This window comes from Pantoea sp. CFSAN033090 (genome assembly GCF_001264395.1).
Lineage (GTDB): Bacteria > Pseudomonadota > Gammaproteobacteria > Enterobacterales > Enterobacteriaceae > Pantoea > Pantoea agglomerans.
This window is the reverse complement of the sequence record NZ_LGYX01000007.1, coordinates 100,454-123,315: the sequence shown is the minus strand read 5'-3', so window position 1 is coordinate 123,315 and position 22,862 is coordinate 100,454. Positions and strand designations below refer to the sequence as shown.

General features: G+C 57.3%; 17 protein-coding genes and 1 riboswitch. Of the genes, 5 read left to right on the top strand and 12 right to left on the bottom strand.

The window, feature by feature from the left end; translation table 11 throughout:
• Positions 1-399: 399 nt before the first annotated feature.
• The 3 genes from AFL22_RS07410 (at position 400) to AFL22_RS07400 (ending at position 4,228) form a co-directional block, all read left to right on the top strand.
• A complete protein-coding gene (locus tag AFL22_RS07410) occupies positions 400-1,539 on the top strand; it encodes a porin (RefSeq protein ID WP_052271118.1) in 1,140 nt (379 codons plus the stop codon).
• A gap of 234 nt (positions 1,540-1,773) precedes the next feature.
• Positions 1,774-2,256 (top strand): type 3 dihydrofolate reductase, encoded by a 483-nt coding sequence (gene folA / locus AFL22_RS07405; RefSeq protein WP_010253752.1) that lies wholly within the window; start codon positions 1,774-1,776, stop codon positions 2,254-2,256.
• 88 nt (positions 2,257-2,344) lie between these two features.
• Entirely contained in the window at positions 2,345-4,228 is a 1,884-nt protein-coding gene (locus AFL22_RS07400) for a PhoX family phosphatase (RefSeq protein WP_033770950.1), read from the top strand.
• Between the two features lie 33 nt (positions 4,229-4,261).
• Here AFL22_RS07400 and apaH read toward each other — a convergent pair whose 3' ends face one another.
• Genes apaH through lptD form a run of 6 tightly spaced genes read right to left on the bottom strand, consistent with a single transcriptional unit; the run spans position 4,262 to position 11,075 of the window.
• Positions 4,262-5,119 carry a bis(5'-nucleosyl)-tetraphosphatase (symmetrical) ApaH gene (gene apaH, locus AFL22_RS07395; RefSeq protein WP_033787393.1) on the bottom strand — a complete coding sequence of 286 codons (858 nt, stop codon included), beginning with the start codon at positions 5,117-5,119 and terminating at the stop codon, positions 4,262-4,264.
• 53 nt (positions 5,120-5,172) lie between these two features.
• Positions 5,173-5,550 (bottom strand): Co2+/Mg2+ efflux protein ApaG, encoded by a 378-nt coding sequence (gene apaG / locus AFL22_RS07390; RefSeq protein ID WP_003854807.1) that lies wholly within the window; start codon positions 5,548-5,550, stop codon positions 5,173-5,175.
• 3 nt (positions 5,551-5,553) lie between these two features.
• A complete protein-coding gene (gene rsmA, locus AFL22_RS07385; RefSeq protein ID WP_003854805.1) occupies positions 5,554-6,375 on the bottom strand; it encodes a 16S rRNA (adenine(1518)-N(6)/adenine(1519)-N(6))-dimethyltransferase RsmA in 822 nt (273 codons plus the stop codon).
• Complete coding sequence (pdxA, locus tag AFL22_RS07380) at positions 6,368-7,360, bottom strand: 4-hydroxythreonine-4-phosphate dehydrogenase PdxA (protein ID WP_052271212.1); 993 nt, start codon at positions 7,358-7,360, stop codon at positions 6,368-6,370. Before pdxA ends, rsmA begins: the two co-directional genes overlap by 8 nt.
• A complete protein-coding gene (gene surA, locus AFL22_RS07375; RefSeq protein WP_010253800.1) occupies positions 7,350-8,645 on the bottom strand; it encodes a peptidylprolyl isomerase SurA in 1,296 nt (431 codons plus the stop codon). The genes pdxA and surA overlap by 11 nt, the downstream gene beginning before the upstream one ends.
• 54 nt (positions 8,646-8,699) lie before the next feature.
• On the bottom strand, positions 8,700-11,075 hold the full coding sequence (gene lptD / locus AFL22_RS07370) for an LPS assembly protein LptD (protein ID WP_052271117.1): 2,376 nt from the start codon (positions 11,073-11,075) through the stop codon (positions 8,700-8,702).
• 182 nt (positions 11,076-11,257) lie between these two features.
• Here lptD and djlA point away from each other — a divergent pair, with 182 nt between their 5' ends.
• Positions 11,258-12,067, top strand: a complete 810-nt coding sequence (gene djlA / locus AFL22_RS07365) for a co-chaperone DjlA (RefSeq protein ID WP_010253811.1) — start codon at positions 11,258-11,260, stop codon at positions 12,065-12,067.
• A gap of 63 nt (positions 12,068-12,130) precedes the next feature.
• On the opposite strand, the gene rluA is transcribed toward djlA, so the two are convergent.
• The 3 genes from rluA to polB form a co-directional block, all read right to left on the bottom strand.
• Positions 12,131-12,784, bottom strand: coding sequence for a bifunctional tRNA pseudouridine(32) synthase/23S rRNA pseudouridine(746) synthase RluA (rluA, locus tag AFL22_RS07360; RefSeq protein ID WP_010253813.1), 654 nt, complete (start codon positions 12,782-12,784; stop codon positions 12,131-12,133).
• A 313-nt stretch (positions 12,785-13,097) separates the two neighbouring features.
• A complete protein-coding gene (gene rapA / locus AFL22_RS07355; RefSeq protein WP_010253817.1) occupies positions 13,098-16,004 on the bottom strand; it encodes an RNA polymerase-associated protein RapA in 2,907 nt (968 codons plus the stop codon).
• A gap of 152 nt (positions 16,005-16,156) precedes the next feature.
• Entirely contained in the window at positions 16,157-18,517 is a 2,361-nt protein-coding gene (polB, locus tag AFL22_RS07350; protein ID WP_156311582.1) for a DNA polymerase II, read from the bottom strand.
• 168 nt (positions 18,518-18,685) lie between these two features.
• Between polB and AFL22_RS07345 the strand changes: the two genes are divergently transcribed.
• On the top strand, positions 18,686-19,450 hold the full coding sequence (locus tag AFL22_RS07345; protein WP_010253821.1) for a DedA family protein: 765 nt from the start codon (positions 18,686-18,688) through the stop codon (positions 19,448-19,450).
• Between the two features lie 5 nt (positions 19,451-19,455).
• On the opposite strand, the gene thiQ is transcribed toward AFL22_RS07345, so the two are convergent.
• The 3 genes from thiQ to thiB are packed head-to-tail and all read right to left on the bottom strand — an operon-like array spanning position 19,456 to position 22,713.
• Positions 19,456-20,157, bottom strand: coding sequence for a thiamine ABC transporter ATP-binding protein ThiQ (thiQ, locus tag AFL22_RS07340; protein ID WP_031594583.1), 702 nt, complete (start codon positions 20,155-20,157; stop codon positions 19,456-19,458).
• Positions 20,141-21,751, bottom strand: a complete 1,611-nt coding sequence (thiP, locus tag AFL22_RS07335) for a thiamine/thiamine pyrophosphate ABC transporter permease ThiP (RefSeq protein WP_033787387.1) — start codon at positions 21,749-21,751, stop codon at positions 20,141-20,143. Before thiP ends, thiQ begins: the two co-directional genes overlap by 17 nt.
• Positions 21,727-22,713, bottom strand: a complete 987-nt coding sequence (gene thiB / locus AFL22_RS07330) for a thiamine ABC transporter substrate binding subunit (RefSeq protein ID WP_033767901.1) — start codon at positions 22,711-22,713, stop codon at positions 21,727-21,729. Before thiB ends, thiP begins: the two co-directional genes overlap by 25 nt.
• Before the next feature lie 46 nt (positions 22,714-22,759).
• Positions 22,760-22,862: riboswitch (TPP riboswitch) on the bottom strand.

The following is a 22,862-nucleotide window of genomic DNA, read 5'->3' as shown; positions in this document are numbered from 1 at the left end:
CCTGAGGTGCGCCCGTAGCCGGGCCAACGCGTTGCGTTGTTCAAAAACGCTCCTGACGTTTTTGTCCATGGCGCGGGACGCTTTCCTCTTCTGCCCGTGTTCCCTGCGCGTTGAGCCTATGCATTGTGGAAAAAAAACCTGAATTGAATTTGTCAGCTGTCTGAACGGCTCCTGCGGGAGCCGTTTTTTTTGACCATCTTATTGGCGATAATCCGAAAAAAGGGTCCAGGGAAAGCAAAGAGTTTGCGTTAAAGTGACTGATTTGGCTTAATTTTTTAGCTATAGGTGCGAATAAGGCCGGTTCGCACAAATTTATAATATAAACACTTCCTGTGCGGATTTTTCGTCAGTACTATGCCTGCCGCTCATCACTGGAGCGTATCAGGACATAAATAAAAAATGAAAATGCATACTTTTTCTCTGAGTGCAGTGGCTGCACTGATGGCAATTCTTCCTTTCGCCAGCCAGGCGGAAATTACCCTGTTAAAACAGGATCCGCAGGCAGGCGATCCGCTTAGCCGTCTTAACTTTACTTTTGGCGGCAGCATTCGTGCTCAGTTCAATCATCAGACCGGCGTGGATGACAAATCCTACAAGCGCGACGGTTTTGACGGCGGCACCCGTTTCCGTTTCGGCGCTGACTACTACCTGTTTGATGACGTCAGCTGGATCAGCTACTACGAGCTGGGCGTTAACGTCCCGGCGGTCTTCAGCTGGGATCGTCACTATGCGGACGGTGCCAATAACACCACGCGTCGTCAGCTCTACACCGGTCTGAAAAGCAAAACCTGGGGCCAGCTTACCTTTGGTCAGCAGAACAGCGTCTATTACGATACCGTGGGCGCCAAGACCGATATCTGGGATTACGACATGGTCGGCCAGGCTCCGGGTAACGGGATCAACGGCGACTACGACGGATCTTACCGCTCACGCAAACAGCTGAAGTATAAAAACAGCTTCGGCGATGCGGATCTTTACGCCTCTTATCTGTTCGAAGATAACGAGTATCTGCCAGGCAACGGCCTGCGCTATAAGCGCAAAGGCGGCGGCTCGCTGGGTGTGGACTACCACATCACGGACGATCTGAGCTGGGGCACGGCGTGGAACTACACCCGCGCGGCGATGCGTAACCCGAACAACGGCGACAGCCGCGATTACGATCAGAACATTTACGGCACCGCGCTGAGCTGGACTCCAGGTAACTGGACGTTGTCAGCCGGCGGTGGCTGGTATGAGAACTTCATGACCACCAAACGCAAAGATGTGCATGACTACTTTGCCGGCGACGCGTGGGGCATTGAATATTTCGCCGGTTACAAGATTCCGGTGGGGCAGTATGGTCTGAAAGCGGTACAGCCATATGTCATGGGCGATCGCATTGAGTATGCGACAGGCCGTGATTATCAGCGCATCGACAACGGTCTGGGTGTGGTGCTGTTCCTCGACTACGGTTTCCGTGTCGATTACGAACATGTGTTTACCTCCAGCACCGATAACCTGGGTGATATGAATCTGGTGCGTCTGCGCTACGACTTCTGATAACCCTGACGGCTCCTCCGGGAGCCGTTTTCTTTTGCGCACGACTTTTGTGCCAGCATAAGGCCGATCGCTGGCGAGCTGCGGCAAACTGACGCGATTAGGCGGTGAAAAACGCTGCACAGGCCTTGAAAAACGACGTCATGAAAAGCTTTACGCAATTAGACCTTTCCCCCTATCGACGAAAGTTTCACCTTTACGTATCATGGCGCCAATTTTTTTCAGTGAGTGGTTAACATGATTAGTCTTATCGCGGCATTAGCAGCAGATCGCATTATTGGAATGGAGAACGCCATGCCGTGGGACCTGCCTGCAGATCTGGCGTGGTTCAAGCGCCATACGCTGAAGAAACCGGTGATTATGGGCCGACTGACCTTTGAATCTATTGGCCGTCCGTTACCTGGCCGACTGAATATCGTGGTCAGCAGCCAGCCGGGCACCACCGAAGGCGTTACCTGGGTCACTTCGCTGGATGAGGCGTTACAGGCAGCCGGTGACGCTGAAGAGATCATGGTGATTGGCGGTGGCCGCGTCTATGAGCAGATGCTGAAGCGTGCCGATCGTCTCTATCTGACGCACATTGATGCGGAAGTCGAAGGTGATACGCAGTTTCCGGATTACGAGCCGGATGAGTGGCAGTCAACGTTCAGCGAATTCCACGACGCTGACGAGCAAAATTCCCACAGCTACTGCTTTGAGATCCTTGACCGTCGTCGCTAATCCCCCCTGCCGGGCTGTAACCTGGCTGTCATCTTTATTCATTAGCATTGCTTCTTTTCTGGGATCGACACAAAGGAAGCAATCACTAATGAAAATCGAACTCTCTGCATTAAGCACTGACCGCCTGCCTGATCCACTGCGTCGTAAATTCCTTGCCGGTTCCGGTGCTATCGGCCTGACCGGCTTTCTCAGCGGCGGCCTGACGCTCTCGGGCAGTGCACTGGCGCAGGAGAAGCCTGCGGGCAGCCCACTGCTGGGCTTTCAGGCGATTGCCGCGTCCACGGCCGATGAGATTGTGGTAGCCCCTGGCTATCGCGCCGACGTGTTGATCTCCTGGGGTGATCCGCTGGTGAATGGCGCAGCCGCGTTTGATCCGCAGGGCAACAACAGCGCCGAAGACCAGGAAAAGCAGTTCGGTGACAACAACGACGGTATGAGCTTCTTCGCGATTAATGACCATCGCGGCGTGATGGCGATTAACAATGAATATGTGAATGAGCCGACGCTGTTCGCCCACGGCGGCAGTAAAGCGACCAGCCTGGAAGATGTCAAAAAGTCGCAGGCGGCGCACGGTATCTCCATCGTTGAAGTCAAACGAGGTGAGGACAATCGCTGGCAGGTGGTACGTCCTTCTGACTATAACCGCCGCATTACCGCCAATACCCCGATGCGCTTCTCCGGTCCGGCAGCGGGGGATAAAGCGCTGCAGACTGCCGCCGATCCGCAGGGAATGAATGTCCTGGGCACCTTTGGTAACTGCGCCAACGGCAAAACGCCGTGGGGCACCTATCTCACCTGTGAAGAGAACTACGACACCTACTTTGGCACCCATCAGGCGGACTTTACGCCGACCCCACAGCAGAAGCGCTATACCCTGAATGCCGCTGAGCCGGAGCGCAACTGGGCCGACTTTGATCCCCGCTTCGATATCGCTAAGAATCCCAACGAATTCAACCGTCACGGCTGGATTGTCGAAATCGATCCTTTCGATCCTCACTCCGTGCCGGTAAAGCGGACCGCGCTGGGCCGCTTCAAGCACGAGAATGCCGCCGTGACGGTCGCGAAAACCGGCCAGCTGGTGGTTTATATGGGCGACGACGAGCGCGGCGAGTATATCTATAAATTTGTCTCAGATGACAAGGTCACTCCGGATGATGCTAAAGCCAATCACGGACTGCTTGATAAGGGCACGCTCTATGTGGCGCAGTTCAACGGCGATGCGCAGGGCACGCCGCTTAAAGGCACCGGGCGCTGGCTGGCGCTGAAGTGGGGCGAAAATGGACTCACCGCTGAAAAGGGATTCAATAGCCAGGCAGATGTTTTGATCAATGCGCGTGCCGCGGCAGATGTGGTCAACGCAACGCGAATGGACCGGCCGGAGTGGATTGCGGTTAACCCGCATGACGGCCGTGCCTACTGCACCCTGACCAACAACAACAAGCGCGGAAATGAAGGCATGCCGGTCAATGCAGCGAATCCGCGGCCAAAAAATATCTACGGTCAGATTATTCGCTGGGATGAGAAGGGCGATGCTACCGCGCAGACGTTTGAGTGGGATATCTATGCGCTGTGTGGCAACCCGATAGCGCATCCTGAGGGGATCTATCGTGGCACACCGAACATCACCGCGGAGAATACCTTTAACAGTCCGGATGGGCTGGGGTTTGATGCGCAGGGGCGGTTATGGATCCTGACCGATGGCAAATACAGCAACAAAGAGGATTATCAGGGGCAGGGGAATAATCAGATGCTGGTGGGTGATCCTGATAGTGGCGAGATCCGCCGGTTTATGGTCGGTCCAAAATCGTGCGAGCTGACCGGTATTACCTTCACGCCCGATTACAAAACGCTGTTCGTGAATGTGCAGCATCCCGGCGAAGAGGGTGACTCGCATTTCCCAGACAACAGTCCGCGTCCGCGGTCGTCGGTGATTATGATCACCCGTGAAGATGGCGGCATTATCGGCGCATAAAACAGGATGCTGGCCTGATGGCCAGCATCGCCGTTATAGCGTGGGCGGTGCCAGACTTTCGCTGGAGGCCAGTGCTTTTTCGCGATTAGAAGGTTGCACCACATAGCGTTGTGTCTCCCAGTGCAGCAGGGTCAGCGTTCCGCCCCAGCAGCAGCCGGTATCCAGCCCGATAATGCCCTCTGGCGTGCCTTTGCCTTCCAGCGAGGCCCAGTGACCAAAGACGATGGTGTAATCACGTGCGACCGGCCCCTCAATGTTAAACCAGGGTTTCAGCGGCGGAAGCGCCGATTCCGGGGCATCTTTGCAGATCATGTCCAGCTGGCCGTTAGGGAAGCAGTAGCGCATGCGGGTGAGGGCGTTGGTGCTGAAGCGCAGACGCGCCAGGCCGGTCAGATCCTCACTCCAGTTGTTCGGCATGTCGCCATACATGGCATCCAGGAACAGCGGATAACTGTCGCTGGCGAGAACCGCTTCGACTTCACGCGCGCACTTTTTCGCGGTCTCAATATCCCATTGCGGCGTGATACCGGCGTGTCCCATCACCAGCTTTTTCTCTTCATCAACCTGTAACAGCGGCTGACGACGCAGCCAGTTGATCAGCTCATCCGCATCATCCGCTTCCAGCAACGGGGTCAGGCGATCTTTAGGCTTGTTACGGCTGATGCCGGCGTAGACCGCCAGCAGATGCAAGTCGTGATTGCCCAGCACCAGACGCACCGCGTCGCCCAGCGATTTTACGTAGCGTAAGACTTCCAGTGAGCCAGGACCGCGCGCCACTAAGTCGCCGGTCAGCCACAGGGTATCCTGTTCAGGATTGAAGTCGACCTGTTGCAGCAATGCACGTAATTCATCGTAGCAACCGTGAACGTCGCCAATCAGGTATGTGCTCATAACGTTTTATCCATCAGGAAGGTGCCCGACTTAACGGGCAAAAAGCGTGTGAATCAATGAATGTGGGTCTGAATGGCGAGGCGGAACACCGGGATCTCTACGTGAAAAGTGTCGCCCTGTTCGTCGACCATCACATAGTGCCCCTGCATGGTGCCCATCGGTGTTTCGATCACGGCACCGCTGGTGTACTGAAATTCATTGCCTGGCGCGATAAGCGGCTGTTCACCGACCACGCCTTCACCCTGAACTTCCGTTTCGCGGCCGTTACCGTTGGTAATCAACCAGTAGCGTCCCAGCAGTTGCACTGAGGAACGGCCCAGATTGCGTATCGTAATGGTATAGGCGAAGACGTAGCGATCATCATCCGGTGAGGATTGTGAGGCGACGTACTGGCTTTGCACATGGACGGAGACGCGGGCCGTTTCACTCATGACTTACTCCTGCGATTTTCCCTGATGATTCGCCAGCCAGTTCGCCAGCTGACAATATTGCGCCACCGAGACGTTCTCGGCACGCAGGGTTGGATCTATGGATAACTCTTCCAGCGCACCGGCGGCCACCATGTGGCTCAGGCTGTTGCGCAGCGTTTTACGACGCTGGCCGAACGCTTCAGTGGTAATACGGCTCAGGATACGCACATCGCTGACCGGATATGGCGGCTCGGCATACGGCACCAGACGCACCACGGCAGAGTCCACTTTCGGTGGTGGCGTGAAAGAGTGCGGAGGCACTTCCAGCACCGGAATGATCTGGCAGTAGTACTGCGCCATCACCGTCAGACGACCATAAGTCTTGTTACCCGGACCGGCAACCAGACGATTAACCACCTCTTTCTGCAGCATGAAGTGCATATCTTTGATCGAACCAGTATAGCTGAAAAGGTGGAACATCAGCGGGGTCGAAATATTGTACGGCAGGTTACCAAATACCCGCAGCGGCTGCCCTCTCTCCTGCGCCAGCGCGGCGAAGTCGAAGGTCATGGCATCCTGCTGGAAGATAGTCAGTTTCGGGCCAAGGAACGGATGCGTTTCCAGACGCGCAGCGAGATCGCGGTCCAGCTCTATCACCGTTAATTTATCGAGGCGTTCGCCTACCGGCTCGGTTAAGGCACCCAGGCCTGGGCCGATCTCCACCAGCGCTTCGTCGCGCTGAGGATGGATGGCGGAGACAATGCTGTCGATAATGTACTGATCGTTCAGGAAGTTCTGCCCGAAACGTTTACGGGCGTAGTGCCCCTGATGGACGCGATTATTCATTACTGCTCTTGATCATAGTGATGGCGAGGTTAAGCGCCGTGATGAAGCTGCCCGGTTCAGCCTGACCCAGACCAGCGAGTTCAAGCGCGGTGCCGTGGTCAACTGAAGTCCGGATAAAGGGCAGGCCCAGGGTGATATTTACCGCCCGGCCAAACCCCTGAAATTTGAGTACCGGCAGGCCCTGGTCGTGATACATCGCCAGCACCGCATCGGCGTATTGCAGATATTTGGGCTGGAAAAGGGTATCCGCAGGCAGCGGGCCGGTCAGATTAATGCCCTGCTGACGCAGTTCATTGAGTGCCGGCGTGATGGTCTCGATCTCTTCCCGACCCATGTGACCGCTTTCGCCGGCATGAGGGTTAAGACCACAGACGTAAATATGCGGCTCGGCAATCGCAAACTTCTGCTGCAGATCACGATGCAGAATCGTAATCACTTCATGCAGACATTCACGGGTTACCGCAGCGGGCACATCTTTCAGCGGCAGATGGGTGGTGGCTAGTGCGACTCGTAGCTCTTCTGTCGCCAGCATCATGACCACCCGATGGCCGCCTGCGCGATCGGCGAAGAATTCGGTATGGCCGGTAAAGGCGATGCCTGCATCGTTAATCACGCCTTTATGCACCGGGCCGGTAATCAGGGCAGCGAATTCACCGTCGAGACAACCGTCGCAGGCGCGCGTCAGCGTGGCCAGCACATAGTCGCTGTTGGCAACACAAAGCTCGCCGGGTGTGACCGGCGCTGCCGTTTCAATTGGCAGGATAGTCAGTGTACCCGCCTGCTGTGGCTCGGCTGCCACACCAGGCCGGTAGGGCCGCAGGGTCAGCGGCAGACCGAGTTGCGCCGCACGCTGCTGCAACAGGGCAGGCGAGGCACAGACCACCAGTTCAACCGGCCACGACTGCTGGGCCAGCTGAACGGTAAGATCGGGACCAATCCCGGCAGGTTCGCCGGGCGTGATCACCACACGGGCATTACTGCGCATTGCCATCCAGAATCTTCACGTAGGCACTGGCACGCTGTTCCTGCATCCAGGTCTGCGCTTCTTCCGCGAACTTACGGTTAAACAGCATACGGTAAGCACGCTCTTTCTGGGCCGCATCGGTTTTATCTACCTGACGGGTATCCAGCAACTGAATCAGATGCCAGCCGAAAGAGGAGTGAACCGGCTGGCTGGTCTGGCCTTTCTGCAGGCGCAGCAGCGCGTCACGGAACGCCGGATCAAAGACTTCCGGAGAGGTCCAGCCGAGGTCGCCGCCCTGGTTCGCCGAACCCGGATCGTCAGAGTACTGTTTAGCCGCCGCCGCAAAGGTGGTTTTGCCACTGCGGATATCGTTAGCAATCTGCTCCAGCTGCGCGCGTGCCTGATCGTCTGTCAGGATCGGCGATGGCTTCAGCAGAATGTGACGCGAATGGACTTCGGTGACCGAGACATTTTTGCTCTCGCCACGCAGGTCGTTCACTTTCAGGATGTGGAAGCCCACACCAGAGCGCACCGGCCCGACGATATCGCCTTTTTTGGCGCTCGAGAGTGCCTGAGCAAACAGGGTTGGTAACTCTTCGATTTTACCCCAGCCCATGTTGCCGCCTTTCAGCGCCTGAGAGTCGGCAGAGTAGGTCACGGCCATCTTGCCGAAGTCAGCGCCATTTTTCAGTTCGCCAACCAGCTGTTTCGCCAGCGTTTCCTGCTCATCAACCTGCTGTTGCGTCGGGTTTTCCGGCAGCGGCAGCAAAATATGACTGACGTTCAGTTCAGTACCCTGGCTGTTCTGAGAGCCGATCTGGGTAGCAAGCGTATCCACTTCCTGCGGCAGAATCGTGACACGACGACGCACTTCGTTGTTGCGCACTTCGGCGATAGTCATCTCTTTGCGGATCTGAGAACGATACACGCTGTAGTTCATGCCGTCATAAGCCAGACGGCTACGCAGCTGATCAAGGCTCATCTTGTTCTGCGCAGCGATGTTCTGAATAGCCTGGTCCAGCTGCTCGTCGCTGATCTGAATTCCCGCTTTATCACCCATCTGCAGAATGATGTTGTCCATGATCTGACGTTCCAGAATCTGATGGCGTAACGTTTTATCATCCGGCAGCTGCTGACCAGCCTGCTGGGCCTGAGATTTAACGGTGCTCATCATGCCATCCACGTCACTCTCAAGAACCACGCCGTTATTGACCACGGCTGCAACTTTATCAACGACTTGTGGTGCTGCGAACGCGGTGTTGGCACTGATTGCCACACCAAGAATCAGCATTCTCCAGTTCTTCATACTTTATCCATTGTTGGTTCCGCACTGCGGGATTGCCTGTCAAACATCACAACATCAGAAAGCAGGCTGGTAAGGGATAATGCCCTGACGCAGCATATCGTTGGTGCCTAAGCCATAGTTCGGACTCAGACCACGCAGCTCAATGTTGAATGAGATTTGGTTGTCGTACTTACTGTCGTTGTTTTCCCAACCGTTAATTTTGCGTTCGTAACCGACCCGGATAGCGTAACAGCATGAGCTGTATTGCAGGCCAACCAGTTGTGAAGCCGGACGCGTGTTGCGGGTATCGTAGTAGTAAGCGCCTACCACAGACCATGCGTCGGCAATCGGCCAGCTGGCCGTGGTACCTACCTGTGAAATCCCATTTTTGTAGATAGGATTCGTGACCAGGCTGCTATCGTTCAGCGCGGTCGCAACATACTCCGGGCTGCTGTAACGGTAGCTCAGCTGCACCATGCGGTCGGCATCACGACGGTATTCCAGTACGGTATTGCCCTGGGAGACGTTGTCGAGTTTGGTGTCATATTGCAGCCCACCACGGACGCCCCAGCGATCGCTGATTTTCCAGTATGTATCGCCAGCCCAGATCAGGCTGCCGGTATCATCTTCTTTACTGGTTTGATTCACACCAGTACGAGAAGGGGTAAACGAGTAGATTTGACCTACAGAAACGTTAAAACGTTCAACCAGATCGTTATCATAAATACGCGAGGTGACGCCGGTAGCCACTTCATTGGCGGAAGCGATGCGATCCAGGCCGCTATAAGTACGATCGCGGAACAGACCGGTGTAGTCGGTTTGCAGCAACGTTGAGTCGTACGGATAGATATTGCTCTGATTACGATACGGGATATAAAGGTACTGCACGCGCGGTTCCAGCGTCTGGGTATAACCCACCGCCGAGTTCATATCGCGGTCAAACACCAGACGACCATCAACTTTAAATTGCGGCAGGGTGCGGTTGACAGACTCATCCAGTTCGCCGCTCTTATCACCCCTGAGACCATTGGCAGCGTTGTTATAGAAATCAACGTCAGTCTGCTGATAGTGGGTCGCCAGGAACTTCGCTTCGGTATCCAGGCTGGCCCAGCCGTTTGACAGCGGCAGGTTCAGCGTTGGCTCAACATGTAAACGGGTCGCTTCGGGATAGCGGCTGCTGACATTGGTGAACTTCACCGCCTGGGCATAAACCCGGCCATCAAACGGGCCGATATCGTTCTGATAGAGATTGACGTCCAGCTGCGGCATGGCGCGGTAGACGTTATTGCTGGTGGTATCGCCGAACACCTGGAAATCTTTGGTGGAGAGCGTGGCGTCCCAGTTGGTGTCCGCATAGCCGATGCTGAATTTCTGCGTGGCGTAGTTGTCGGTGGAGCTGTAGTACTTCGAGTCGAGATCGTTGAAGTAGTACTTATCACTGACCTTGGTATAGTCCGCGCTGAAACGCCAGTTCTGGTCATAGACACCGGCATGACGCCAGTAGAACAGCCAGCGATCGGAGCTGTCATTTTCGGCGATGCCACGCACCGCTTTGTCGTTATCGTACTGTTTGTCCGAGCCGAGGTAGTCGAATTCAACCAGACCTGCACCCAGCGTGGTCAGATAACGGAATTCGTTTTCAAACTGCATGCCGCGCTTACTCATGTAGTGCGGCGTGATGGTCGCATCGGCCTGCGGCGCGATGTTCCAGTAATAGGGCAGTGTGAACTCAAAGCCGTTGTTGCTGCCATATTTTGCATTCGGGATCAGGAAACCGGAGCGGCGACGATCGCCAATCGGTAACTGCAGATAGGGGCTGTAGAACACCGGAACGGATCCGATCTTAAAGCGGGCGTTCCAGATCTCCGCCACTTCCTCTTCGCGATCCTGGATGACCTCTGAACCCACCACGCTCCAGCTGTTGGAGCCGGGCAGACAGGAGGTAAAGGTACCGTTTTCCAGAATGGTGTAGCGGTTATCGCCGCGCAGCTTCATCTGATCTGCGACGCCGCGTCCCTGACGATCTACCATCTGGTACTGACCATTCCAGACGTTGGTATCTTTGCTGTTGAGGTTTGACCAGGCTTTCGGACCTTTCAGGATGACCTGATTGTCATCGTAGTGCACATTACCCAGCGCATCGACGGTACGTACGGGCGCGGTCTGGCCTTCCTGCTGACGCTGATGAAGCTGGACTTCATCCGCCTGCATACGGCTGTTGCCCTGCTCAATATTCACATTACCGGTGAATACCGCATCATTGGGATAGTTCCCTTTGGCGGCGTCGGAGTGAATGGTGACGGGCATCTGATTCGTATCGCCATTCACCAGCGGGCGGTTATAACTCGGCACGCCTAACATACACTGCGACATCAAATCGTCGGCAAAGGCTTGCTGGCTAATGGCTGCGCCGATCAGTGTGGCCAGCAGGGTAGGTATATGTTTTTTCATACGCGGTATCGAGAATTCCATGAAAACTGGCATCATGCCGACAATCGGGTCAGAGACTAACTTACTGCCCGGCGTTGCGCCAGTGTTAATCCTGGTCAGTCAGCGTTGCCGTTAGGCGCTGAGATAAATGACAGGTATGATAATGCAATTTTCAGCCGCAAGCATGGCGAATTGAGGAGTTTATGCGCTACTGGGGAAAAGTTGTGGGTCTGGCGGTGGGATTACTTTCCGGCGCAGGCTTTTGGGGTATTGTGATCGGTTTGATCATTGGCCATATGATTGACAAAGTACGCGGCGCGCAAGGCAAGGCTTACTTCTCAAATAATCAGACCCGACAGACGCTGTTTTTCAGCACCACCTTTCAGGTGATGGGCCATCTGACCAAGTCAAAAGGGCGCGTCACGGAAGCGGATATTCAGATTGCTTCGCTGTTAATGGAGCGGATGCAGCTGCACGGTGACTCTCGCACGGCTGCCCAGCGCGCGTTCCGCGAAGGCAAGCAGGCGGATTATCCGTTACGCAGCAAACTGCGTGAACTGCGCAGCGCCTGTTTTGGCCGGTTTGATCTGATTCGGATGTTCCTGGAGATCCAGATTCAGGCCGCCTTTGCCGACGGTTCACTGCATCCCAATGAGCGACAGGTGCTCTATGTGATTGCCGAAGAGCTGGGCATTTCACGCGGTCAGTTCGATCAGTTCCTGCGCATGATGGAAGGTGGCCAGCAGTTTGGCGGTGGTCAGCGCAGTTCAGGCGGTTTTCAGCAGGCGCAACGCGGGCCAACGCTGGAAGATGCCTGTAGCGTGCTGGGTGTGAAGAGTAGCGATGACGCCACCACCATCAAACGCGCCTACCGCAAACTCATGAGCGAACATCATCCTGACAAGCTGGTAGCGAAAGGGTTACCGCCAGAGATGATGGAGATGGCGAAGCAGAAAGCGCAGGAAATTCAGGCGGCGTACGATCTGATTCGCAAAGAGAAAGGCTTTAAGTAAACACCATGTTCCGTGGCCGCTTCTGCAACAGAGGAGGCCACGGTGACAGGCGAGCAGTAAACCTTAAAAATCGGCGGGCTGACGAAACGTCATGGCGTTACCAAATGCCGGATGGGTAATGGTCAGTGACTCCGCATGCAGCAGTAAACGGGGCGCCATCGCTTTGGCCTCCGGATGCGCATAGAAGTTATCCCCCAGAATCGGATGGCCCAGCGCCAGCATATGCACCCGCAGCTGGTGTGAGCGGCCGGTAATCGGTTTCAGCGAAACACGCGCACTGTTATCCGCACGATATTCCAGCACCTGATATTCCGTCTGCGCGGCTTTGCCGGTCTCGAAGCAGACCATCTGCTTCGGACGATTTGGCCAGTCGCAAATCAGCGGCAGGTCAACCAATCCCTCTTCCTTCGCCGGATGACCCCAGATGCAGGCCACGTAAGTCTTGGAAGGCTCCCGCTCACGGAACTGTCGTTTCAGCTCGCGCTCAGCAGCCTTAGTCAGCGCCACGACCATCACGCCGCTGGTCGCCATATCCAGTCGGTGGACAGATTCAGCCTGCGGGAAATCACGCTGAACCCGCGTCATCACGCTATCTTTATGTTCGTCCAGCCGACCGGGTACCGAGAGCAGACCGCTGGGTTTGTTCACCACCATGATGTGCGCATCCTGATAAAGGATGTGCAGCCAGGGTTCACGCGGTGGATTGTAAGGTTCCATGGGGCTTTCCAAAAATAAGGGGCCATGCGGCTGAGATTGTAGACAAAGTCTGGCCCGCTTAGCTGTGATTGCGTGCCAGCGCAGGAAACACGGTCAGATCGGAAAGACGCAAAAGCTGTCATCCCTGACAAGCTCGGCCCGCGCGATTACGCACCTCATCCCTGAGGTGCGCCCGTTGCCGGGCCAACGCGTTGCGTTGTTCAAAAACGCTCCTGGCGTTTTTGTCCATGGCGCGGGACGCTTTCCTCCTCTGCCCCTGTTCCCTGCGTGTTGAGTTTCTCAGTTGCGGCCAGATTCATCCAGGCCCCTGAGCTTACTGGTGTGTCACCACAATCAGGCGCAGTGCGTCGAGACGCCAGTTGGCCTGATCGAGACTTTCCAGCACCTGTTCACGGTTGCTTTCCAGCGCCTCGACTTCATCGTCACGGATGTTCGGATTCACCGCTTTCAGCGCGTTGAGACGGGAGAGTTCTGCGCCCAGCTTCTCGTTCGCTTCGGCACGCGCTGCATCAATCACCGCACGCGCTTCGCTGACCACACTCTCTTCGCCCTGGGTCAGAATCGCATGCACATCCTGCTGCACCGCATTCACCAGTTTACTGGCGGTATGACGGTTAACCGCATTCAGCTGACGGTTAAAGCTTTCGAACTCCACTTTGTCCGCCAGGTTAGTGCCTTTAGTATCCATCAGCAGACGGATTGGCGTTGGCGGCAGGAAGCGGGTCAGTTGCAGATGCTTCGGTGCCTGCGCTTCAACCACATAGATCAGCTCGACCAGCAGCGTCCCCACCGGCAGCGCCTTGTTCTTCAGCAGTGACAGTGCGCTGCTGCCGGTATCGCCCGACAGAATCAGATCCAGACCGTTGCGGATCAGCGGATGTTCCCAGGTAATGAACTGGGTATCTTCGCGTGACAGCGCCTGATCGCGGTTGAAGGTAATGGTGCAGCCATCTTCCGGCAGGCCAGGGAAATCGGGCACCAGCATGTGGTCGGAAGGGGTCAGCACGATCAGGTTATCGCTGCGATCTTCCTGATTGATACCAACGATATCAAACAGGTTGAGCGCGAAGTTCACCAGACCGGTGTCGTTATCCTGCTCGCTGATGGCATTGGCCAGTAGCTGAGCCGATTCGCCGCCGTTGGAGTTCAGCTCCAGCAGGCGATCGCGACCCTGTTCCAGCTGCAGTTTCAGCGCGTCATGCTGTTTACGGCAGTCGGTGATAAACGCATCAAAACCTTCGCTGTTTTCCGGCGCGGCCAGATAGCCGATCAGTTGCGAATGGACGCTGTCATAGATTGTCCGGCCGGTCGGGCAGGTATGTTCAAACGCGTCCAGCCCTTCGTGATACCAGCGCAGCAGCACCGCCTGTGCGGTCTGCTCCAGCCACGGCACCAGAATCTGGATGTCGTGCGCCTGGCCAATACGATCCAGACGACCGATACGCTGCTCCAGCAGGTCCGGGTTAAACGGCAGGTCGAACATCACCAGACGGCTGGCAAACTGGAAGTTACGGCCTTCAGAACCGATCTCGGAGCACAACAGCACCTGCGCGCCATTCTCTTCTGAGGCGAACCAGGCGGCAGCACGGTCACGTTCAATGATCGACAGACCTTCGTGGAACACCGCTGCACGGATACCTTCGCGTTCACGCAGTACCTGCTCCAGCTGCAGCGCGGTGGCCGCTTTGGCGCAGATCACCAGCACTTTCTCTTTGCGGTTGGTGGTGAGATAGCCCATCAGCCATTCCACGCGCGGATCGAAGTTCCACCAGGTGCCGCTGTCGCCTTCAAATTCCTGATAAATCTGCTCCGGATAGAGCAGGTCACGCGCCCGCTCTTCTGCACTTTTGCGCGCGCCCATAATGCCTGAGACTTTAATCGCCGTCTGATACTGCGCAGGCAGCGGCAGGCGGATCTGGTGCAGTTCGCGTTTCGGGAAGCCTTTAACCCCGTTACGGGTGTTACGGAACAGCACGCGGCTGGTGCCGTGGCGGTCCATCAGCATGGAGATCAGCTCCTGACGCGCCTCCAGCTTGCCGTCACGGTCGCTGTTGGCGACCTGCAGCAGTGGCTCAATATCCTGCTCGCCGACCAGATCGTTGATCCGGTTCATCTCCTCCTGGGAGATCGCTTTATCGGCCAGCAGCGCGGTGACGGCATCGGCAATCGGACGGAAATGCTGCTGCTCTTCAACAAAGGCGGCAAAGTCATGGAAACGATTAGGGTCGAGCAGACGCAGACGGGCGAAGTGACTCTCCATGCCCAACTGCTCCGGCGTTGCGGTCAGCAGCAGAACCCCGGCGGTTTTCTCAGCCAGCTGTTCGATAACCTGATATTCACGGCTGGGCTCGCCTTCTGACCAGGCCAGATGGTGCGCTTCATCGACCACCAGCAGATCCCATTCGGCATCGGCCAGCATCTCAAGACGCTGCTTGTTACGGCGCACGAAGTCCAGTGAGCAGATAATCAGCTGCTCTGTTTCAAACGGGTTATCGCTGTCGTGCTGCGCTTCGGTATAGCGGTCGTCATCAAACAGCGCAAAGCGCAGGTTGAAGCGTCGCAGCATCTCGACCAGCCACTGATGCTGTAAAGTTTCAGGCACCACGATCAGGACGCGATCGGCGCGGCCAGCCAGCAGCTGCTGCTGGATGATCATCCCGGCTTCAATAGTTTTACCCAGGCCAACTTCATCGGCCAGCAGGACGCGCGGCGCATGGCGGCGGCCGACATCGTGGGCGATATGCAGCTGGTGAGGGATCAGATTGGTGCGCATGCCGCGTAAGCCGCTGATTGGCAGGCGATATTGCTCACTCTGGTATTTACGGGCGCGGAAGCGCAGGGCAAAACGATCCATCCGGTCGAGCTGGCCGGCAAACAGGCGATCCTGCGGCTTACTGAACACCAGCTTGCTGTCGAGCATGACTTCGCGCAGCATCACTTCGCTCTCTTCGGTATCCAGACGGGTACCGATATAGGTCATCAGGTCATTTTCGTTGCGTACTTCATCGACGCGCATCTGCCAGCCTTCGTGGCTGGTGATGGTATCACCCGGATTAAAGATGACGCGGGTAACCGGCGAATCGTTGCGGGCGTAGAGGCGGTTTTCCCCCGTGGCCGGAAACAGCAGGGTGATCATGCGGGTATCGATCGCCACCACGGTGCCCAGTCCCAGTTCACTTTCCGTATCACTAATCCAGCGCTGACCTAATGTAAAAACCATATATTTTTTGCTCGAATTTTAACGTTTTTAGAGGTGTTCCCAAAGCTCAGGCAATAGCGTTACCGCCAGACAACAAGGCCTGGAGCGTACATAAGAGCGGTGAGTTTCAGGAAGGGCGCTATGGTACTGGATGGCAGGACGTTCGTCACCTGTCAAAAAAGCCCCAGCTGTCCGGTAATAAGTGTAGCAAAGTCCCCCTCGACAAAAGGCAGAATCCCCTCTGCAACCGGCTGAAGTTGCTTCGTCACGTAGTGGTCATAGTCCAGCGGCGTGCTGCGCGCCTCCAGTGGCTCGGGGCCTGCGGTGGCGATGACATAACGGATCCGGCCACCATTCTGGTACTGCAAGGGCCGGTTTAATTTACGATTGTGCTCATCGGCCAGCCTGGCGGCGCGCACGTGCGGGGGCACGTTTCGTTCATATTCTTTCAGCGGACGCCGCAGCCGCTTTTTGTAGATCAGCTGATCGTCGAGTTCACCCGCCAGCAACTGCGCCACGGTTGTACGGATATAATCCTGCCACGGCTGACGGTGGAAGATACGGTGGTAGAGCTGCTGCTGGAATGCTTTTGCCAGCGGCGTCCAGTCTGTACGCACCGACTCCAGCCCCTTAAAGACCATGCGCTCACCGGCGGCGTCACGAATCAGTCCGGCGTAGCGTTTCTTGCTGCCCTGTTCCGCGCCGCGAATGGTGGGCATCAGAAAACGGCAGAAGTGGTTTTCATACTCCAGTTCCAGTGTGCTGGTCAGCCCCTGCGTCTGCTGCAGATGGTCGCGCCACCAGGCGTTCACTTTCTGCACCAGCTGCTGACCAATCGCGGCGGCATCTTCTTCACTGTGCGCCGACTTCAGCCAGACAAAGGTGGAGTCGGTGTCGCCATAGATGACGTCGTAGCCTTCCGCCTCAATCAGCGTTCGGGTCTGCTGCATGATGGCGTGACCGCGCAGCGTAATAGAAGAGGCGAGCCGCGGATCAAAGAAGCGGCAGGCGCTGGTGCCGAGCACGCCATAAAAGGCGTTCATGATGATTTTCAGCGCCTGGGACAGCGGCTGATTATTCTGCTTTTTCGCCGCTTCGCGACCCAGCCAGATCTGTTCAACTATCGCAGGCAGGCAGTGGGTATGCCGCGAAAAACGCGCTTCACGGAAACCCTCAATCGAATCGGCATCATCAGGATGGGCCAGCCCTTCCACCAGACCCACCGGGTCGATCAGGAAGGTGCGGATAATCGACGGGTAGAGGCTTTTGTAATCCAGCACCAGCACTGAGTCATACAGGCCGGGGCGCGAATCCATCACATAACCGCCAGGACTGGCTTCCGGGGCCACATCACCCATGTTCGGGGCGACAAACCCGGCGCGATGCATCCGCGGAATATAGAGATGACCAAAGGCCGCTACCGAACCGCCGTGGCGATCCACCGCCAGTCCATTGACCGCCGCGCGTTCCAGCAGAAACGGCATAATCGCCGTTTTGTGAAAAATGCGCGTCACCAGTTCGCAGTCTTTCAGGTTGTAGCGCGCCAGCGCCGGTTTATCGTTGGCAAAACGCCAGTTGATCTCCTCCATACGCTGCCAGGGATTATCAATCGCTTTCCCTTCTCCCAGCAGTTGCTGCGACACCGACTCGAGGCTGAATGAGGGAAAATCCCAGAACGCCGATTTCAGCGCGTCAATGCCATCAATAATCAACCGGCCACTGGCCTGAGCGAAAAATACGCCGGGTTTGAAGCCATGTTCACGCCACTCCAGCGCGGCCTGCTGGCGTCCCAGACGCAGCGGAATGCCGTAACGATCGGCATGCTTTTGTAATACCCGCAGGTCAAACTGCACGACGTTCCAGCCAATTAAGACATCCGGATCATGCTCTGCAAACCACTGGTTCAGCGCTTCAAGTAACTGCGGCCGGCTGTCGAGATAGATCAGCTCGAAATCCAGCGTGCTGGCATCACCGTTGGCCGGGCCGAGCATAAAGACCTGCCGCTGACCGCACCCCTCCAGCCCGATGCAGTAAAGCTCGCCATGCTGAGTGGTTTCAATGTCCAGCGAGACCCATTTCAGCGGCGGGCGATAGTCGGGATGGGGTTTGAGCCGCGCATTGACCACGCAGTCACCGCGCTGCTCGCCGTCAAACCAGACCGGCGCGGTAATAAAACGCTCCATCAGGTAGCGCTCCGGCGGACGGATATCGGCTTCATAGACCGGAATACCCTCTTCGCGCAGCCGTTTTTCAATGCGCTGTAGCTGGCGGTTCTGCTGGCAGTAGAGGCCGAAAACCGGGCGACGCCGAAAATCTTTCAGCGCCAGCGACTGAATCCGAAACTGACGTTCATCTTTCAGTAATTCGCTGACCTGCGCCTGAAATTCCTCAGGAATAAACGCGACGGACTCCTGCACCGGCAGCACCACGCGCTGCGCGCCCGCATCGGTCGCGAGCCAGAGGATAATTTCGGTGCCATGCGGGCTGTCGCGCCAGTGGCGGGTGAGCAGAAAACCTGCACGGGGCATATTCAGATGTTCTCCGGACTCAGCATTTCAGGATGAGAAAACCGCTTCAGTATAACATGGATATTTATACAGTTCCCGCCACCCGCTTTTGTCAACATTGTCCTACAATTCTTGCCTTGACGCTGTGTGGCTGGCTCAGGACAATCCAGCCTTCTGCTTTTACTTAGGATGATTATGGAAGCCTGGATTCAACAACTGATTACGCAGTCCCTGGAGTGGGCGCTGTTTGCCGTTGCGCTGGTGACGTTTCTGGAGTCGCTGGCGCTGGTCGGGCTGTTGCTGCCAGGTACGGTGATGATGGCCAGTCTGGGCGCGCTGGTCGGCAGTGGCGAACTTGGCCTTTACCCGGCCTGGGCGGCGGGCTTTGCGGGCTGCCTGATTGGTGACTGGGTTTCCTACGGCATCGGCTGGAAATTTCAGGGGCCGCTGCACCGCTGGAAGTATCTGCAAAAGTATAAAGGCCTGCTGGATAAAACCGAGCACGCCCTGCATCAGCACAGCATGTTTACGATTCTGGTCGGACGCTTTGTTGGCCCCACGCGTCCGCTGATCCCGCTGGCGGCCGGTATGCTGGAGCTGCCGGTGCGTAAATTCCTGCCGCCAAACATTATCGGCTGCATTCTCTGGCCGCCGCTCTATCTGCTGCCCGGTATTCTGGCGGGTGTGGCGATCGATGTGCCCAAAGCCGCGCAGGGCGGCAGCTTTAAATGGCTGTTACTCGGTGCAGCACTGCTGATCTGGCTGGGTGTCTGGTTATGCTGGCGCTGGTGGCGCAGCGGCAAGAGTCGCGACTGGGCATCGGCCTGGCTGCCGCCTGAGCGCCTGCGCTGGGCAGGGCCGCTGGGGCTGGTGATTGCCGTCGCGGCTTTCGTCGGTATTCAGTTCCATCCGATGATGCCCATTTTCCGTCATCTGCTGTGGCAGGTTTTCTTCGCCTGAATCGCTTAACGACGCGGGATGCCAAGCACGTCGGCCTCCCGCGTGTCGCCCGACAGTAACTGTCGGGTCTCGCCATCCCAGTAAACCCGGCCATCCACAATCACCACGCTGCGCGGCGCAATCTGCTGGGCATCTTCCAGACTGTGCGACACCATCAGCAGCGTGATGCTGCGCGCTTCACACACCGAACGCACCAGTTGCAGCATCTCTCCGCGCAGCGCGGGATCCAGCGCAGAAAAAGGCTCATCCAGCAGCAGCACCGGACGGTCACGCAGCAGACAGCGTGCCAGCGCCACGCGCTGTCGCTGTCCGCCTGACAGCTCGCCCGGCAGGCGCGTCAGCAGATCGCCTAATCCCACCTGATCGGCCAGCGCTGCAAGCTGCTGGCGCTGCCCGGCGCTCAGCTTCAGTCCGGGGTGCAATCCCAGCGCCATGTTCTGCTGCACGCTGAGGTGCGGAAACAGGTTGTTCTCCTGAAACAGCATCGAAACCGGCCGTCTGGCCGGCACGCTGTGGGTGTGCTCCTGGCCGTCAATCATCAGGGTGCCCTGTTTCACCGGCAGGAAACCGGCAATCAGGCTCAGCAGGGTGCTTTTACCGGCCCCGCTGGGGCCGAGGATCGCGATGCGCTCGCCGCGGGTGGCGTTGAGACTAAAGCGCATCGGCAGATGCTGATAAAGGTACGTGAGGTTATTCAGTGTCAGCATGGCGGCCTGGTAATTTTTCCATCAGGGTGAACAGCAACAAACAGAGCAGCAGCAGCAGCAGCGCGGTCACTGCACCGTCAGCACCGCGATAGGCACCGATCTGTTGATAAAGGTAGAACGGCAGGGTGCGGAAATCGGCAGTACCAAACAGCGCCACCACGCCAAAATCACCGATCGACAGCACGCAGGCAAAGGCCAGCGCCTGGGCCAGAGGACGTTTCAGCGCCCGCAGTTCAATCAGCCGCAGCCGGTTCCAGCCGTGGATATCCAGCGAATCACAGAGTCTGCCGTAACGCTCCGCGACGTCACGCATCGGGTTCTCCAGCACTTTCAGCGCATAGGGAATGGCGATCAGCGCATTGGTGAAGATCACCAGCCCGTCCGCCGACGCCGGCAGACCAATGGTGGCGTTAAACAGCAGGAAAAAGCCGGTGGCGAGCACGATGCCTGGCATCGCCAGAATCAGCATGCCGCTGGTGTCGATAAGGGTTGCCGCCGCCGGGCGCTGACGCAGGCGCAGCTCGCGACTGCTCCACAGCAGCATCATGGTCAGCACCACACAGAGCAGACCGGCGCCGGTGGCGATGCGCAGTGAGGTAAACGTCGCCTGCCAGAGAGCAGGCTGCGCCAGCGCGCCGCGCAGTCCGCCGTGCAGACCATCGATGATGACCGCCGCCAGCGGGGGCAGCAGCAGGATCAGCGCCAGCAGGATCAGCAGCGCATCAACCAGCTGCGCCCCGCGCGAATCCTGCGGATCGCGCCAGCCGTTCAGCTGGCTGGTTCCGGCGGGAATGGCCTTGCTGAAGCGCTGGCTGAGCAGCACCAGCGTCACGCAGCAGCCAAGCTGGATCAGCGCCAGCAGTGCAGCGCGTCCCGGATCGTAGTCATAACTCAGCGCCTGGAAAATCGCCAGCTCGATGGTCGTCGCCTGCGGGCCGCCGCCCAGCGAGAGCACGGTGGCAAAGCTGGCGAAACAGAGCATGAAGATCAGCGCGCCGGTCGGCAGCAGCTGACGCCGCAGCCATGGCCACTCCAGCAGACGAAAATGGTGCCAGCCGCGCAGGTCGAGCTGTGCCGCCAGCTGACGCTGTTCCGCCGGAATGCTCTCCAGCGCCTGCAGCATCAGGCGGGTCGCCAGCGGCAGGTTAAAGAAGACGTGCGCCAGCAAAATGCCCGACAGACCGTAGGGAGAGAAGTGGTAATCAATCCCTGCCAGCTGGCACAGCTGCGCCAGCCAGCCGACACGACCATAGACGGTGAGCAGACCAAATACCGCCACCAGCACCGGCAGCACCAGGGTCATGGCGCACAGACGCAGCAGCAGCTGACGGCCAGGGAAACGGCGTCGATAGAGCGCGCGCGCCAGCGGCACCGCTGGCAGCAGCGACAACAGCGCGGAGAGCAGCGCCTGACCAAAAGAGAAGGCGATAACGTGATGCAGGTAATCATCCTGCAGCACGCTGCGCCAGTCATTCTCTGGCGCGGCGCTCCAGAGTGCACCGAAGGCCAGCAGCGCCACGCTGATTAACAGCAGCGTGGCGAGCGAACCGGGGATAAGCCAGCGCGGCATCAGCGGCTGACGGCGCGTTGCCACTGGCTGATCCAGCCTGAACGCTGGCTGGCAACCTCTTCCGGCGAGAACTGCAGGGCGGTGGCGGGCACAGTGAGCGCGCTAAAACCGGCAGGCAGCGGCGTGTCGATTACCGGGTACATCCAGTTACCGGTCGGGATAGTGCGCTGGAAGTCGGGTGACACCATAAACTTCATGAATTGCTGTGCCAGCGCCGGCTGTTTGCTGCTGGCTAACTGCGCGGCAACTTCAACCTGCAGATAGTGGCCCTCTGCAAACGGCGCGGCGGCATAGTTCTCTTTTTTCTCTTCGATGATGTGGTAAGCCGGTGAGGTGGTGTAGCTCAGCACCAGATCGCCTTCGCCCTTGAGGAACAGGCCATAGGCTTCACTCCAGCCTTTGGTCACCGTCACGGTTTTCTGCGCCAGCTTTAGCCACGCCTGCGGTGCCTGATCGCCATAGACTTTCTGCATCCACAACAGCAGGCCTAAGCCGGGGGTGCTGGTACGGGGATCTTCGTAGATCACCCGCCACTTTTCCGGGCTGTCGACCAGCTCTTTCAGGCTTTTTGGCGGATTCTTCAGCCGGGTTTTGTCATAGACAAACGCGAAGTAGCCATAATCAAACGGCACGAAGGTGGTGTTGTGCCAGCCGCCGGGCAGTTTTAATGTCGAGGCATCGACCTGACTTTCGGCAAACAGACCGGTTTTCTGCGCCGCCTGTACCAGATTGTTATCCAGCCCCAGTACCAGATCGGCTTTGCTGTTTTTTCCTTCCATGCGCACGCGGTTCAGCAGCGACACGCCATCTTCCAGCGTGACGAATTTCAGCTCGCAGTTGCACTGCGCCTCGAAGGCTTTTTTAACCGCCGGGCCAGGGCCCCAGTCAGCGGAGAAGGAGTCGTAGGTGTAGACCGTGAGAACCGGCTTAGCCGCCAGAACGGGGGCGGAGAGTAACAGCAGCACCGGCAGAACTTTGTTTAACACTTTGCGCTCCTTCAGGAGAATAGGGGATGAGTCGCAAAGGATCTGAGCACAGAGGCCTCCCAAATCCCTACGTCGGTATTAACCGAATCAGGTTCGACGGGTATCTCTCAGCTGCTTGCTGGTGGCAGGCGGCACCCCGTTGAGAACGT